The organism is Kytococcus schroeteri, assembly GCF_002847825.1.
GTDB lineage: Bacteria > Actinomycetota > Actinomycetes > Actinomycetales > Dermatophilaceae > Kytococcus > Kytococcus schroeteri.
Genome location: NZ_PKIZ01000001.1, coordinates 1 through 13627, shown reverse-complemented (window position 1 = coordinate 13627; position 13627 = coordinate 1). Strand labels below are relative to the sequence as shown.

Annotated in this window: 13 protein-coding genes, 5 tRNA genes and 1 pseudogene; 6 read left to right on the top strand and 13 right to left on the bottom strand. The window is 71.7% G+C overall.

Annotated features, from left to right (window positions below; all coding sequences use genetic code 11):
- Positions 1–126: 126 nt before the first annotated feature.
- From CYJ76_RS00090 to CYJ76_RS00080, 3 genes are all read right to left on the bottom strand, one after another.
- A tRNA-Val gene (locus CYJ76_RS00090) sits at positions 127–200 on the bottom strand.
- Between the two features lie 94 nt (positions 201–294).
- The gene (locus CYJ76_RS00085) at positions 295–792 is read right to left on the bottom strand and encodes a TIGR02611 family protein (protein WP_237769843.1); all 498 of its coding nucleotides are present in this window, start codon (positions 790–792) and stop codon (positions 295–297) included.
- Complete coding sequence (locus tag CYJ76_RS00080) at positions 789–1733, bottom strand: aminotransferase class IV (RefSeq protein WP_070706005.1); 945 nt, start codon at positions 1731–1733, stop codon at positions 789–791. The genes CYJ76_RS00085 and CYJ76_RS00080 overlap by 4 nt, the downstream gene beginning before the upstream one ends.
- A gap of 61 nt (positions 1734–1794) precedes the next feature.
- Here CYJ76_RS00080 and CYJ76_RS00075 point away from each other — a divergent pair, with 61 nt between their 5' ends.
- The 5 genes from CYJ76_RS00075 to CYJ76_RS00055 all read left to right on the top strand — a co-directional run bounded on the left by CYJ76_RS00075 (position 1795) and on the right by CYJ76_RS00055 (position 3179).
- Positions 1795–2625, top strand: a complete 831-nt coding sequence (locus CYJ76_RS00075) for a thioesterase family protein (RefSeq protein ID WP_070706003.1) — start codon at positions 1795–1797, stop codon at positions 2623–2625.
- A gap of 150 nt (positions 2626–2775) precedes the next feature.
- Positions 2776–2848, top strand: a tRNA-Gly gene (locus CYJ76_RS00070).
- 37 nt (positions 2849–2885) lie between these two features.
- Positions 2886–2956, top strand: a tRNA-Cys gene (locus CYJ76_RS00065).
- Between the two features lie 48 nt (positions 2957–3004).
- A tRNA-Val gene (locus CYJ76_RS00060) sits at positions 3005–3079 on the top strand.
- A 24-nt stretch (positions 3080–3103) separates the two neighbouring features.
- Positions 3104–3179, top strand: a tRNA-Gly gene (locus tag CYJ76_RS00055).
- Positions 3180–3353: 174 nt separating this feature from the next.
- Here CYJ76_RS00055 and CYJ76_RS00050 read toward each other — a convergent pair.
- Complete coding sequence (locus tag CYJ76_RS00050) at positions 3354–3794, bottom strand: Fur family transcriptional regulator (RefSeq protein WP_070705684.1); 441 nt, start codon at positions 3792–3794, stop codon at positions 3354–3356.
- A gap of 103 nt (positions 3795–3897) precedes the next feature.
- Between CYJ76_RS00050 and CYJ76_RS00045 the strand changes: the two genes are divergently transcribed.
- Positions 3898–4518 (top strand): superoxide dismutase, encoded by a 621-nt coding sequence (locus CYJ76_RS00045; protein WP_070705685.1) that lies wholly within the window; start codon positions 3898–3900, stop codon positions 4516–4518.
- Positions 4519–4623: 105 nt separating this feature from the next.
- On the opposite strand, the gene CYJ76_RS00040 is transcribed toward CYJ76_RS00045, so the two are convergent.
- From CYJ76_RS00040 to CYJ76_RS00005, 9 genes and pseudogenes are all read right to left on the bottom strand, one after another.
- Positions 4624–6015, bottom strand: coding sequence for a protein adenylyltransferase SelO (locus CYJ76_RS00040; RefSeq protein WP_070705686.1), 1392 nt, complete (start codon positions 6013–6015; stop codon positions 4624–4626).
- A 2-nt stretch (positions 6016–6017) separates the two neighbouring features.
- Entirely contained in the window at positions 6018–6866 is an 849-nt protein-coding gene (locus tag CYJ76_RS00035; protein WP_101848876.1) for an aldo/keto reductase, read from the bottom strand.
- Positions 6867–6871: 5 nt separating this feature from the next.
- On the bottom strand, positions 6872–8065 hold the full coding sequence (locus CYJ76_RS00030; protein ID WP_180802150.1) for a polyphosphate kinase 2 family protein: 1194 nt from the start codon (positions 8063–8065) through the stop codon (positions 6872–6874).
- 69 nt (positions 8066–8134) lie between these two features.
- Positions 8135–9352 carry an alpha/beta hydrolase family protein gene (locus tag CYJ76_RS00025; RefSeq protein ID WP_070705688.1) on the bottom strand — a complete coding sequence of 406 codons (1218 nt, stop codon included), beginning with the start codon at positions 9350–9352 and terminating at the stop codon, positions 8135–8137.
- Positions 9353–9463: 111 nt separating this feature from the next.
- Positions 9464–10066, bottom strand: coding sequence for a hypothetical protein (locus CYJ76_RS00020; protein WP_101848875.1), 603 nt, complete (start codon positions 10064–10066; stop codon positions 9464–9466).
- Positions 10060–11289 (bottom strand): hypothetical protein, encoded by a 1230-nt coding sequence (locus tag CYJ76_RS00015; RefSeq protein ID WP_101848874.1) that lies wholly within the window; start codon positions 11287–11289, stop codon positions 10060–10062. Before CYJ76_RS00015 ends, CYJ76_RS00020 begins: the two co-directional genes overlap by 7 nt.
- Positions 11290–11546: 257 nt before the next feature.
- Positions 11547–12032: pseudogene (locus tag CYJ76_RS00010) on the bottom strand (ATP-binding cassette domain-containing protein); the annotation flags it as partial.
- A 9-nt stretch (positions 12033–12041) separates the two neighbouring features.
- A complete protein-coding gene (locus CYJ76_RS12295) occupies positions 12042–12194 on the bottom strand; it encodes a hypothetical protein (protein WP_180802148.1) in 153 nt (50 codons plus the stop codon).
- A 6-nt stretch (positions 12195–12200) separates the two neighbouring features.
- A complete protein-coding gene (locus tag CYJ76_RS00005) occupies positions 12201–13556 on the bottom strand; it encodes an ISL3 family transposase (protein WP_414467267.1) in 1356 nt (451 codons plus the stop codon).
- Between the last annotated feature and the right edge of the window lie 71 nt (positions 13557–13627).

Genomic DNA, 13627 nt, shown 5'->3' with positions numbered 1-13627 from the left:
ACGTGCCGCAGCCCGCTCCCCCACCGGCGCGGCCACCGCCCCACGCCCCGCGCCCAGGGTCACCGCAGTCCTCCCCGGGGACGCGAACGCCCCCGGGTCCTGGTGGACTCCGGGGGCGGCAACGGGTGGGCGCAAAGGGACTCGAACCCCTGACCTCTCGCGTGTGAAGCGAACGCTCTAACCAACTGAGCTATGCGCCCGTGCGCTTCGCCGTGTGACCGGCGCGGGGGCAGACAGTACCCCATCTCGGCGGAGGGTGCCAATTCCGCCTGCTGGCGGCCCGCCCGACCCCGGTCAGCGGGCCCAGACGGGCTCGCCCGGCAGGTGGCCCCAGCGCAGCAGGAGGTCCTCCCAGGAGGCCGGCAGCCCCGGCGGCGGGCCGATCAGCCACAGCACGCACCACACGATGACCGTGCACGTCACGGCGGTGAGGACGCCCAGCCCGATGCGGGCCGGCCACCCCCGCCGGGCCACCCAGTGCGTGAACCGCCCCAGCTGCAGGCGCCCCCAGTGGAGCAGCCGCGAGGCCGGGGGGAACTCGGTGGCCCACAGCAGCACCCCGAGGAAGACGATGGCCCACCCGGGGCCGGGGAAGGGAACGAGGATGAGCCCCAGGACCACCACGAACAGGCCCACGACCCCCACCAGCACCTTGTAGAACGGCCCGACGACCGGCATCGAGCGCAGCGCGTTGCGCCAGGCCCAGTCCCGCTCGTGCAGCGGCACGTGCTCCCCCGCGCCGGCGCCGGCGGACCCACCCGGGCCCGCCGGCGCCCTGTGGCTCGGCGTCACGGGTCGGGGGTGGCGGCGGCGTTCTCGCGGAAGAGCGCCTGCAGGCGACGGGTGACCGGGCCCACCTCGAGGGTGCGGTCGAAGGAGACGCCGTACTGCTCGGACGGCGCCACGGGGGCGGCGAGGCCGGGGGCGGTGGGCAGGGGCGACTCGGTGATCTCCACGAGGCGCTCCACCGGCTGCACCGAGCGGATCGAGCTGGTGATGAAGACCTCCTCGGCGGTGGCGAGGTCGGCCATGGGCACCTGCTCCTCGCGCACCTCGATGCCGGCCTCCCGCGCCCACTCGATGACCAGGCCGCGGGTCACGCCGGCCAGCGGGCCGCGGTCCAGGCCGGGGGTGCGCAGCACGCCGTCGGTCACCACGAAGGTGTTGGAGCCGGTGCCCTCGCAGAGGTCGCCCTCGCTGGTGGCGAAGAGCGTCTCGGTGGCGCCCAGCTTCGAGCCCGCCAGCAGCATGACCGCGTTCTCGGCGTACGACGTGGTCTTGAGCCCGGTGACCGTGGAGTGCAGGTTGCGCCGCCACGGGCCCACGGCCACGGTGGTCGGGCCCTCCATGCCGGGGTCCGGCGCCAGCGCCACGATGTAGGTGGGCTCGGTGTCGTAGCGGCCGGACCCGAGCGGGCCGCGCCCACCGGTGACGGTGTAGCGCAGGCGCTCCAGCGGCAGGGCCTCGCCGTGGACCTCGCGGGAGGCGGCCAGCACGGCATCGATGCCGGCGTCCAGACGGGCCCGGTCCAGCGGGGCCAGCCCGATGCCGGCGAGCGAGCGGTCCATGCGGTCGTGGTGGCGGGTGCGGGCGAAGACCTGACCGTGGCGCACCTCGGCGGTCTCGAAGACCCCGTCCCCGACGGTGATGCCGTGGTCGAGGGCCAGCACGGCGGCGCGGTCGGCGGGCACGAGGGCGCCGTCGACCCAGACGATGGGCTGCGTGTCATTCATGGCCACATGCTAGGTGGGCGCCGTCACACCGGGCGCGGGGCGGCGCCCTACCCTGACCGGCATGAATGCTCTGCCGGACCCCGACGAGGTCGTCGCCGCCCTGCCCACCGACAGCCCCGCCTACTTCCAGCCCCTCGGTGGTGGTCGCTACCAGCCGACGATCCACGTGCAGGGTGCGTGGCGACCGTGGGAGCACCACCTGGCCCCCGTGGTCGGGCTGCTCACCCACGAGCTGCACGAGCACGAGAAGCGCGAGGACATGCAGCTCTCCCGCATCACGCTGGAGGCCTACGGGGTCATGCCGGCGATGCCCTCGACCATCGAGGTGCGCACGGTGCGGCCGGGGCGCACCATCGAGCTGCTCGAGGCGACCATGACCATCGCCGACCGCGTGGTGGTGCGGGCCCACGCCTGGCGCATCGCCGTCGTGGACACCGCCGCCGTGGCCGGGCAGGAGGTCGAGCAGCTCCCGGCGCCGGACACGCTGCCCGACTGGGAGGGCATGAACGTGTGGAGCGGCGGGTTCATCGACTCGCTCACCTTCAAGGAGGTGCCGGGCCACGGCCCCGGGCGCGGGCGCGCGTGGCTGCACACTGACCACCCCCTGGTGGAGGGCGTGGAGGTCTCCCCCGTGGCCGCGGCCATGGCGCTCTCGGACACGGCCAACGGCATCGGCCCGCGACAGAGCCCGGCAGAGTGGATGTTCCCGAACGTGGAGATCTCCATCCACTTGTGGCGCCAGCCCGAGCGCGGCTGGGTGGGGCTCGACGGGCAGGTGATGTGGGGGCCGACCGGCGCCGGCCTGACCTCCACCTGGATGCACGACGAGCAGGGGGCCTTCGCCCGCATCGAGCAGTCACTGACCGTGCGCCCGATGCCGGAGAACCTCTGAGGCACGCGCTGTCCGGGTGGGGATTCCGCACCGTGGTGCGGAATCCCCACCCGGACACGCCCCGACTTGGCACTCGGGCCGAAGTTGGTTATTGTTTCCCAGCGCCGCAGGGCCCCCGGACGTCACAGACGCCGAGGACACAGCGCGCAGGCGGACATAGCTCAGTTGGTAGAGCGCAACCTTGCCAAGGTTGAGGTCGCCGGTTCGAGCCCGGTTGTCCGCTCTGAGGTCTCCGACCTCCCTGAGGTCTCGCACCTCACGGTGGAGTGGCCGAGAGGCGAGGCAGCGGCCTGCAAAGCCGTATACACGGGTTCGAATCCCGTCTCCACCTCGAGGCGACGGGAAATCCGTTGCCACCTTGTCGGTCACTGATCGACTCGGGCGATTGGCGCAGTGGTAGCGCGCTTCCTTGACACGGAAGAGGTCACTGGTTCAAACCCAGTATCGCCCACCAGCACGAGCCGCACGGCGCGTGCAGGCGGACATAGCTCAGTTGGTAGAGCGCAACCTTGCCAAGGTTGAGGTCGCCGGTTCGAGCCCGGTTGTCCGCTCCATCGAGAAGGGCCCGCACCCATCAGGGTGCGGGCCCTTCTCATGTCCACGTTCCGGGAGCGTGCGGTGCGGGTGGGAGCCGGTTCCGGGTCGGCCCGGCATCGCAGTGGAGCCGAGCGCCCGCACGCCGGGAAGCCCGCTCCACCTCGCGGGGGTCAGCACCCCTCCCCTCCCCCTCAGCTGCCGGCGGCGCAGCGACGGCAGCGTCCGGACAGGGCCAGGTGCGAGGGGTCCAGCAGGAAGCCCTCCCGGCCGAGCTGCTCCTCTGCCCCGCCCAGGAGGGACCGCGGCGCCGTGACGAGGCGCTGGCACTCCACGCAGAACAGGTGGACGTGCTCCTCGGCGTCGGGGGCGCTCAGGTGGTAGCGCGTGGGCGTGTGCCCGGTGTGCACGTGACAGACGACGCCGACCTCCACGCCGACCTGCAGGGTGCGGTAGAGCGTGGCGCGCGTGGCCCCGGCGGCCGGGTCGAGACGTTCGAGCATCTCGTCGGCCGTGGGGAGGTCCGCCACCGCCGCGAGGAGGGCGAGCACCTCACGGCGAGGCTTGGTGACGCGCACGCCCTGCGCGCGCAGGGCGTCCTCGGCGTGCTGCAGCACTACGGGATCGGGGGTCATGGCACCAGTCTGCGCCACCCCCCTGCCCGTCCCGCGGGCGACGTGGCACACTCTCTTCCTGAGACACCGTCTCACCTGACGAACCACCGACGAGGAGGCTGCGATGGACCAGTACACCCTGCCCGACATGCCGTACGACTACGGCGAACTGGCCCCGCACATCAACGCCGAGATCATGGAGCTGCACCACTCCAAGCACCACAAGGCGTACGTGGACGGCGCCAACACGGCCATGGACAAGCTGTCCGAGTCCCGCGTGCAGCGCGACTTCTCCACGGTGAACATGCTGGAGAAGAACCTCGCCTTCAACCTGGGTGGCCACCTCAACCACACGGTGTTCTGGAACAACATGTCCCCCGATGGCGGCGGCGAACCCGAGGGCGCCCTGAAGACCGCCCTGGACACCCACTTTGGTGGCTTCGACGCCTTCCGCGAGCAGTTCACCGCCAGCGCCCTGGGCATCCAGGGATCGGGCTGGTCGATCCTCGCCTGGGACACCCTCGGCCAGCGCCCCTACATCTGCCAGCTGTATGACCACCAGGGCAACCTGCCGACCGGCCAGGTGCCGCTGCTCATGATCGACATGTGGGAGCACGCGTTCTACCTGCAGTACCGCAACGTCAAGCCCGACTACGTCAAGGCGTGGTGGGAGGTCGTGAACTGGCAGGACGTCGCGGCGCGGTTCGAGGGGGCCAGCCGCACCCAGGGGCTCATCACGCCCTGACACAGACCACCGACGGCGTCGTCACTGTAGCGGGAGAGGCGCCGTCGGTCCGGGAACGGGAGGAGACCGCACGACGGTCTCCTCCCGTTCTGTGTGCCCGGGGCGTCAGGTGCCGCAGAAGGTGACGTGCGGGGGCGCGCCGGGCGGGGCGGGCCGCTCCAGGTCCTCCAGGCCCGGGCGGCGTGCGAAGGGCTCCCGCAACGCGGCGGTGAGCCGCTCCACGGGCGCGAGGTCGCCGTCGGCGGCCGCGGCCAGGGCCTCCTCCACCACGTGGTTGCGGGGCACGTACACGGGGTTGGCCGCACGGAGGCGGGCGGCACGGTCGGTCTCCCCCGCGGCCTCGGCCTCGTCGGCCAGGGACGCGAACGCTCCCGTGTGGTCCGCCCGCTCGGCGGTCAGGCGGTCCAGGAACTCCCCCACCGCCTGGGCGTCCGGCTCCGGCAGGCCGAGCTTGGCGGAGAACACCGCGGTGTGGGCGCGGCGGTAGGTGTCCGCGAAGCCCACCACGACCTCGGTGGCCCGCTCCACGGCACGGTCGGGATCGGCGTCCACCAGCGGCAGCAGCGCCTCGGCCAGACGGGCCAGGTTCCACTGCGCCACGGCCGGCTGGTTGCCGTAGGCGTAGCGCCCCTGGTGGTCGATGCTGCTGAACACCGCCTGCGGGTCGTGGGCCTCGAGCATCGCGACGGGGCCGTAGTCGATCGTCTCGCCCGAGAGGGTCATGTTGTCGGTGTTCATGACCCCGTGGACGAGGCCCACGCCCATCCAGCGGGCCACGAGGTCGGCCTGGGCGTCGGCCACGGCCCGCAGCAGCGTGAGGCCGTCCGGCTCCCCCGCCGCCCGGGCCGCGTCCCGCGCAGCCGGGTGGTGGCGGTCCAGCGCGTGGGAGACGAGGCGCTCGAGCACGTCGCGGTCGTGGGAGGCCGCCGCGTGCTGCACCGTGCCCACCCGCAGGTGGCTGGCCGCCACGCGCACCAGGATCGCCCCGGGGAGCAGGGTCTCGCGCTGCACCTGCTCGCCCGTACCCACCACCGCCAGGGAGCGCGTGGTCGGGATACCCACCGCGTGCGCGAAGGTGGAGAACAGGTGCTCGCGAAGCATCGGGCCCACGGCCGCCTTCCCGTCTCCCCCGCGGGCGAAGGGGGTGCGCCCCGAGCCCTTGAGGTGGAGGTCCCAGCGGCGCCCGGCCGGGTCCACCAGCTCACCGAGCAGCAGGGCCCGCCCGTCGCCCAGCAGCGGCGAGAACCCGCCGAACTGGTGGCCGGCGTAGGCCTGGGCGACGGTGGGCGGCGCCTCGGGCAGCGCCGAGACGTCCCCGCAGAGAAAACGCAGCCCCTCGGGTGAGCGGAGCCACCCGGCATCGAGGCCGAGGGAGGCTGCCAGCTGCTCGTCGAGGGCGAGCAGGGTCGGTTCGGGGACGGGCGCGGCCGCCCACGGGAGCGAGAGCTCCGGGACGGCCGCGGCGTACCCCTGCTCCAGGCGGGGGCGGGTGGTCATGCTCAGTCCAGCATCGTGAAGTCGGCGGTGGCCGGGTCCGGGAACATGCGCTCGGGCGTGTCCTGGGCGGTGAGGTCGGTCATCTCCTCCTCGGAGAGCTCGAAGCCGAACAGGTCGATGTTGCTCGCGATGCGCTCCGGGGTGACCGACTTGGGGATCACCACGCGGCCGGACTGCAGGTGCCAGCGCAGCACCACCTGGGCCGGCGTGACGCCCTTGGCCTCGGCGATGCGGGTGACGGCCGGCAGCTCGAGGTCGGCACCCTGACCGATGGGGGCGTAGGCCTCGACGGCCAGTCCCTTCTCGAGGCTGGCCTGCTGGGTCTCGGGCTGCTGGAAGCTGGGGTGCAACTCCACCTGGTTGACCGCCGGCACCACCTCGGCCACCTCGAGCACCGAGTGCAGGTGCTCGGGCAGGAAGTTGGACACGCCGATGGCACGGGCGCCGCCCTCGCGGTAGATGCCCTCGAGCTCGGTCCACGCCTCGCGGTAGGTGCCCAGCCCCGGGGCCGGCCAGTGGACCAGGTAGAGGTCCACGTGGTCCAGGCCCAGCTTGCGCAGGGACTCCTCGAACGCCGGGTGCACGAGATCCTTGCGCTGCTCGCCGTTGCGGAGCTTGGTGGTCACGAAGAGCTCGTCGCGGGCGATGCCGGAGGCCGCGATGGCCGCGCCCACGCCCTCCTCGTTGCCGTACACCGCGGCGGTGTCGATGTGGCGGTACCCGGCCTCCAGAGCGGCCTCGACGGCGCGTTGGGCACCCTTGGGGTCGACCTTGAAGGTGCCGAACCCGACCTGCGGGATCTCGACGCCGTTGTTGAGTGTCAGGGTGGGGACGTCAGTGGGGTTCACCATCGGGGTCAGGATCCCTTCTTCGTCGACCTCGTGGACTTCTTGGTGCTCTTGGCCTTCTTCGGCTTCTCGGCCTTCGCGGCCTTCTTGTCGCCGGACTTCTTGGCCTTCTTGGGCTCGTCCTCCTTCTTCGCCGGGGTCGGACGGGCCATGGCCACCTCGGTCACTCCCGGGGCGTCCGCGCTGCCGAAGGGCAGCGTCTCGGACTGGGCGCCCCGGTCCGTGCCGGGAGCGGGTGCCTCCGACACCTCGGCGGCGTCCTGCTCAGCCCCCTCCTCGGGGGCCAGCCCCCGCTGGGAGCGCAGGCGGGCCGTGCTGGCCTCGACGTCGAAGTCCGCCTCCGGCCACTGGAGGTCCAGGCCACGCAGATGCTCCAGCACCAGCTGCTGCACCGCCAGGCGGGCGTACCACTTGCGGTCGGCCGGCACCACGTACCAGGGCGCACCCTTGGTGGAGGTGCGCGTCAGCATCACCTGGTAGGCCTTCTGGTAGTCCGCCCAGTGATCGCGCTCCTCGAGGTCTCCGGGGTTGAACTTCCAGTGCTTGTCCGGGCGCTCGAGGCGGTCGAGCAGTCGCTCGGCCTGCTCCTCGGGCGAGACGTGCAGCATCACCTTCACCATGGTCACGCCCCGGGCGGCCAGCTGGCGCTCGAAGGCGTTGATGAGGGCGTAGCGCTTCTGCCACTCGGCCGGCGGCACGAGGTCGTGCACGCGGACCACGAGGACGTCCTCGTAGTGGGAGCGGTCGAACACACCGATCTCACCGGGCTCGGGAACCTGCTGGCGGATGCGCCACAGGAAGTCGTGCCGCAGCTCCTCGGCCGTGGGCTTCTTGAAGGACGCGATGCGGGTGCCCTGCGGGTCCATGGCCCCGATGACGTGGCGCATCACACCGCCCTTGCCGGAGGTGTCCATGCCCTGCACCACCACGAGCAGGCGACGCTTGTCACCGCGGGTCCCGTTGGCCCACAGACGCTCCTGGAGCTCGTCCACCTCGGCGTCGGCGGCCATCATCGCCAGCTTGCCCTGCACCTTGTCGCCCTCGAAGGCCGGCGTCGAGCGGGGGTCCAGCTCGGACAGGCGGAAACCACGCTCCGCGCGCAGGGCGTCGCTGAACGGCGTGGCGCCGTCCTGGATCTGCCCGGCAGCCTTCGCCAGCTGCTTCTCGGAGGGTCCGGGGACCTCGTTCTTCCTCTTGGCCATGGGGCCAACTCTGCCATCCAGCACCCCACGCGGCAGGCCCCGGGGCGCCGGACCAGCCCGTTCCCGGGGTCAGGGCACGTCGGGGGCGGCGCGGCGCTGGACGAAGCGCTGCACGACCTGCTCCCAACGCTGCGGGTCGGTGTTCCACTCGCGGCAGTGCATGCCGGCCGGCCACTCGGCCAACGTCACCAGGTCCGGCCGCATGGCCGCCAGCTCGCGGGAGGTGCCCACCGGCACCACCTCGTCGACCACCGAGTGGATCACCAGCATGCGGTGGCGCAGCTCGGCGGCTCGGTCGAGCCAGTTCATCTGCGCCAGGTCACGCGGCTCGGTGATGGCGAACAGGAACTTCGCCTCGTGGCGTCCCATGAGGTGGCGGGCCAGCTGCTCCACCGCGGCCGGCACCTTGGCCCGCACCGCGGCGTGGGCCAGCACCTTGCCCCAGTCCACCACCGGGGCGTCGAGCACCACGCAGGTGACGCGGTCGGCGAAGCGCGAGCGCACCAGCGTCTGCAGCACGATCGCCCCGCCCATGGAGTAGCCCACCAGGGCCAGCTCGCGCGCCCCGTGGGCGACGGCGTACTCCAGCGCGGCCTCGACGTCACGCCACTCGGTGAGGCCGAGGTTGTACCGGCCGTCGGCGCTGCGCGGGGCCTCGCTGTCGTTGCGGTAGGCCGGCACCAGGCAGGCCCAGCCCTCCTCGCGGAAGGGGGCCACGGCACGGAAGCCCTCCTCACGCCGGGCGGCCCGGCCGTGCACGGTGACCATCCACCGGTCGTGCTGCAGCGCCGGACCGTCGGCCACGCCGTCGGGGAGCACCTGCCAGCAGGGGATCTCGCCGATGTCGGAGTGCAGCGACAGGTCGCGGGCGGGCAGGCCCAGGGCCTGCCGCGGGTCGCGCGGGAAGTAGTAGGGGTTGAGGCGCGCCGGGCCCGGCTCCGGGGCGGGGCCGTCCACGGCGTCGAGACGGCGCACCACGCGGCCGGACTCCTCGTGGTGCTCGACCACGTCGCTGAAGCGCAGGTGCCGGTCGCCGCCCGTGGTCCACAGGCCGTAGCGGCCGGGCTGCAGGGTGAGGCCGTTGGCGGCCAAGGTCACCGTGCGGGCGTGCAGGTCCACGGCGAGCAGCTCGCAGTCGTCCGGGTGCACCGCATCGGGGGTGAGCACCCGCCGACCGAAGTAGACCGCCGTCCCCACCACGGCGGCCCCGGTCAGCGCGGCGGCGCTGCCGACCACCCAGCCGGTCACCGCCCCGATGCGTCGCCACACGGCGGTCGTCAGAGCCATGCCGGGATCCTAGTTGTTCTCGGCCGTCAGGGTGGGGGCAGCCAGCAGGTGGGCGCGTCCGTCCGGCTCGCGGATCCCCTGCCCTGAGCAGCCACTCGCGTGCCCCCCATGTCAGCGCGTCGCGTCGGAGTACATCGGGCAGGGGCCGGTTCCCACCCACCAGCCCGCGCAGAGCAGGGTGACGGCGATAGAGGCTGCCGGCCACGACTCGACCGGCTCCAAGGGCCAGTGCAACAACCACTGCCCGGGGTACCCCAGCACCGTCGCGGCAGCTGCGACCAGCACACAGACAGCCGGTGCGTACGGGCCCCACCCGAGCCCCCGGCAGACCAGACCGATCCCCGTGTACCCCAGGAGGTCACGGCTGGCCACGACCAGGAGGGTCGACTCCGTCCCGACCACGGCGGCCACGACCCACACGGCGCAGGTCAGCACGAGGGCCCCCGCCAGCCCCATGCGTTCCCACGCGGCCACCCCACGAAGCGAACGCACCTCGGGGATGCGATGGCGCGGCGCCACCATGCTCGCCACGATGCCCGCCGCCGCGAGGCTCGGCAGGAACTCCGCGTACTGGACGAGACCCGGGGCCAGGCGTGGGATCGGAAGGTCTCGGGAGCCCACCCACACCGTCGTGAGCAGTCCGGCCGCCCACAGGGCCGCGGAGGCTCCCGTGAGGCGCTGCCGAAGGAACCAGGAGACCGGGCCCCTCAACACGACTGCTCCGAGTGCTCCCGCAGCGTCTTCAGCTGTGCTGCGGGAGACTCCCCGAGGATGGCCCGAGCCCGTGGCGAGAGGTCCGGACGCTCTCCCAGCGCCTTCTCCCACCACTCCACGGCAGCTGCGTCCACGTCGGACGCGGAAGCCGAAGGTGCGGCATCGGGGGGAGCGGAAGCAGCGGTGGCCTGGCCGTCACCCTCCGGCAGGACCTGATCCGGACCGCACCGGGGTGCCTCGGCCACGGAGAACAGCAGGGTCCTGGCCCAGCTCTGGTGGTCGGCAGCGTCGAGGGGCAGGAGTCGCCCCTGTGAGTCCGGGTATTCGGTGAAGCGACGCGGGAAGGAGATACCGTTCTCCCCCGCGACGGCCGCGAGCCGCTCGACCTCGCCGGCGATCTCTGCGCGACGGTCCTCGTTCTCCGGCCAGAGGCAGAGTTCCACTGCTCGGTCGAGTCCGCCCGACGCCACAGCCTGACAACCAGCGACCGCGGGACGAAGGCGCAGACCATGTACAGGGCTGGTTCGAGCAGCCTGCCACCCCGCCAGAGCGGTCAACAGTGCCGCCAGAAGGAGAGCTGTCGAGACGACCGGTCGCTGGAGGGCCCACCACGCGGCCGCCAGCAGGAGCACCATGGCGGCCACGGTCAGGAGGTAGGCAGTCGAGGCACCCGCTGTGGGTTCCGTCTGGCTGACACAGCAGGCGACTGGAGGCGCCATCATGAGCCGAGCAGGGCCGTTCTCCATGGAGGCGAAGGCCCCCAGGGCGAGATAGGCGACCACGATGCTGGTGGGCAGGGCCACGTACAAGGGCAGGGTGCGCCCGGCCAGGGCTCCCCACGAGGCCGCGGCCAGCGGACTGAGAACCATGGCCGCGGCCAGCCACCCGGCGATGCCAGCCAGGTGGCCAGCCCGCAGCATCTGGACCCAGGCACCCCCGAGCAGCACGACTGCTCCGACGCTCGCGACAGGCAGCACGGCGACCGCCCAGAGCGCCAGCTCCTTGAGGGGCGCGAGGCGCCTCCTGAAGACTTCACCCTCAACCAGACGACCCGCGACGACGGTGGCCCCGGCGGCCACGACCGGCAGCACGAGCACCGACCCCCCGTGGGCGTCAAGGGCATTCGTGAGGGGATGGACCGTTTCCACCCCGACCATCCACAAGTGGTAGGCCAGCAGTCCCCCGGCGAGCAGGAGAACGAGCGGCCAGGCGGTCAGACGCATCAGCGTAGACGGTCTCAGCACACCCATTCCAACCCCCAGGCTCGCTGAACCCGCACTGAGAATGCGGCCTGCGGTGACAGGGTCTGGCCGTCCACGCGGACGAAGTCCGCCGGTGACCCATCGAACACCACCTGGCCGGCATCGAGCAGGGTGACGTGGTCGGCCTCGTCGGCCAGGTCCTCCACGAGATGCGTGGTGACGAGGACCGGGCGGTCGACGCGGTCCACCGCCTGATGGAAGAGGGCCCGCTGCAACGGGTCGAGACCCGCGGTGGGCTCGTCCAGGATGACCAGCTCACCAGGGGCGGCCAGTCCTTCGGCCAGCGCGAGGCGACGGGCCTCACCACCCGACAGCTGCATCACCGGTCGGTCACGTAACCCGCCGAGGTCGGTCAGGGCCAGTGCGCGGTCCACCTCACGCGGCAACGCCGCCCGGTCTCGCCCGGCCAACCAGGCCGAGTAGGCCACCTGCTCGGCCACGCGCAGGCCTCGGAAACGACCGGAGTACTGCGCGACGAAGGCCGCCTGACCCGAGCGGTGCACCCGTCCGGTGCTGGGCCTTCGCAGGCCAGCGAGCGTCTCGACGAGCGTGGTCTTCCCAGCTCCGTTCGCCCCCAGGAGGACGGTGCGACGAACGTCGGGCACCATCCATGTCAGGTTCTCCAGAACGGCCTGTCGACGGCCACGCCAGAGGCCGCCGCGGTGGACGGTGACGCCCGCCAGCCCGAAGGACGATGAAGCCAATTCGACTCCTCAGTACTTGACGCCGATTCCTTGGAAGTCCACGGCTTCGCGGTAGTAGATGTGCTGGTAACCGTTCAACCGAACCATGTAGTCATCCTTGCGCTGCCAGCCGTGGTTGAACTCTCGATAGCCGCCGCACGAGTGCGTGACGTTCCGGATCAAGATGGCTCATCCGATCTGAGGGTGTAGTCGTGGTCTGAAGCCGCCGGCTTCGAGGAGGGATCGGGCGACGTAGTGGGTCAGGTTGCGGAAGCCGAGGGCGGACCCTCGGAGGTGCTCGAGGCGGCCGTTGATCGCCTCGGTCGGGCCGTTGCTCGTGCCCGGCAGGTCGAAGAATGCGAGTACGTCTTCGGCCCGCTTGGTCAGCGTCCGCCCGAGCGTGACGAGCTCGCTCAGGGCGGTGGGAACGCCACGAGTCACCGAGTCGATCACGGCGGTCATCAGTGCCCGGCCTTCGCGCCGGTCTGGGTGGCGGTAGGCGGCGATCATGCGTTGGTAGATGCCCCAGGTCGCCTCGACCTCGACGTGCTCCTCGTCGGCGAACAGGGACTCGATCCTGCGGGCCTGCTTGTCGGTGAGCAGGTTGGCGCCAGTGTGCAGGGTCCGCCGCGCGCAGTAGAGCGGATCGCCGGCCCGGCCGCGGTGGCCGTGGAGATCTTGCCCGACCCGTCGGCGACAACGGTCCAGGGCGTCACCAGCGAGCCGGACCACGTGGAAGGGATCCATCACCGCGACCGCGTCGGGGAGCTCCTCGGCCGCAGCAGTCTTGAACCCGGTGAACCCGTCCATCGCCACCACCTCCACCCTGTCGCGCCATGCCTGGGTGCGGGCAGCGAGCCAGGTCTTGAAAGTGCTCTTCGATCGCCCCTGGACCATGTCGAGCAGGCGTGCTGGACCCGTCCCGTCGCGGATCGGGGTCAGATCGATGACGACGGTGACGTACTTCTCGCCGCTTCGGGTATGGCGCCAGACGTGCTCGTCCACTCCGACCACGGTGACGCCGTCAAACCGGGTGGGGTCATCTATCAGGACCCGTCGGCCCTCGGCCAGGACCGCGTCATTGGCGGTGTCCCAGGCCACTCCCAGAGCCTCGGCCAACCTGGCGACAGTCAGGTGCTGGGTCACCAGGGCAACCAGCGCCCAGCGCACCGCTGCCCGTGAGAGCTTCGCCCGTGGCTCGGCTGCGCCCGTGGTGTCCTGGCGCCACACCCGCCGGCACGCCTGACAGCCGAAGCGACGCACCCGGATCAGCAGCGTGGTGGGCCGCCACCCGAACGGCTCATGCGCCAGCTGACGGGTCACCGTGCCCCGCGCGGCGCCCTCGGCCCCGCAGTGCCGGCAGAACGCGTCGTCATCGCCCGCGACCACCCGGCATTCCAGCACCGCCCGGTCAGGCTCCACGCGCTGGCCAACCGCAACGAGACCAAGCTCGTCCAGGCGGGCGAAGGTCGTCAGATCAGGGGCATCAAAGGTAAGTTCACGCACGTCGAGGTCTTCTGGTCGGGTCGGTGTAGGAACCCCCATCATCAGGGGACCTCGACCCCTACCTCGACCCGGTCACACCACCACTGCTACACCCTCAGATCGGAAGAGCC

Coding starts and splice junctions, on each gene's coding strand:
- CYJ76_RS00025 (WP_070705688.1), bottom strand. CDS start 9,352: ATGGCTCTGACGACCGCCGTGTGGCGACGCATCGGGGCGGTGACCGGC.
- CYJ76_RS00030 (WP_180802150.1), bottom strand. CDS start 8,065: ATGGCCAAGAGGAAGAACGAGGTCCCCGGACCCTCCGAGAAGCAGCTG.
- CYJ76_RS00005 (WP_414467267.1), bottom strand. CDS start 13,556: ATGGGGGTTCCTACACCGACCCGACCAGAAGACCTCGACGTGCGTGAA.
- CYJ76_RS00040 (WP_070705686.1), bottom strand. CDS start 6,015: ATGACCACCCGCCCCCGCCTGGAGCAGGGGTACGCCGCGGCCGTCCCG.
- CYJ76_RS00035 (WP_101848876.1), bottom strand. CDS start 6,866: ATGGTGAACCCCACTGACGTCCCCACCCTGACACTCAACAACGGCGTC.
- CYJ76_RS00080 (WP_070706005.1), bottom strand. CDS start 1,733: ATGAATGACACGCAGCCCATCGTCTGGGTCGACGGCGCCCTCGTGCCC.
- CYJ76_RS00050 (WP_070705684.1), bottom strand. CDS start 3,794: ATGACCCCCGATCCCGTAGTGCTGCAGCACGCCGAGGACGCCCTGCGC.
- CYJ76_RS00015 (WP_101848874.1), bottom strand. CDS start 11,289: ATGCGTCTGACCGCCTGGCCGCTCGTTCTCCTGCTCGCCGGGGGACTG.
- CYJ76_RS00045 (WP_070705685.1), top strand. CDS start 3,898: ATGGACCAGTACACCCTGCCCGACATGCCGTACGACTACGGCGAACTG.
- CYJ76_RS00075 (WP_070706003.1), top strand. CDS start 1,795: ATGAATGCTCTGCCGGACCCCGACGAGGTCGTCGCCGCCCTGCCCACC.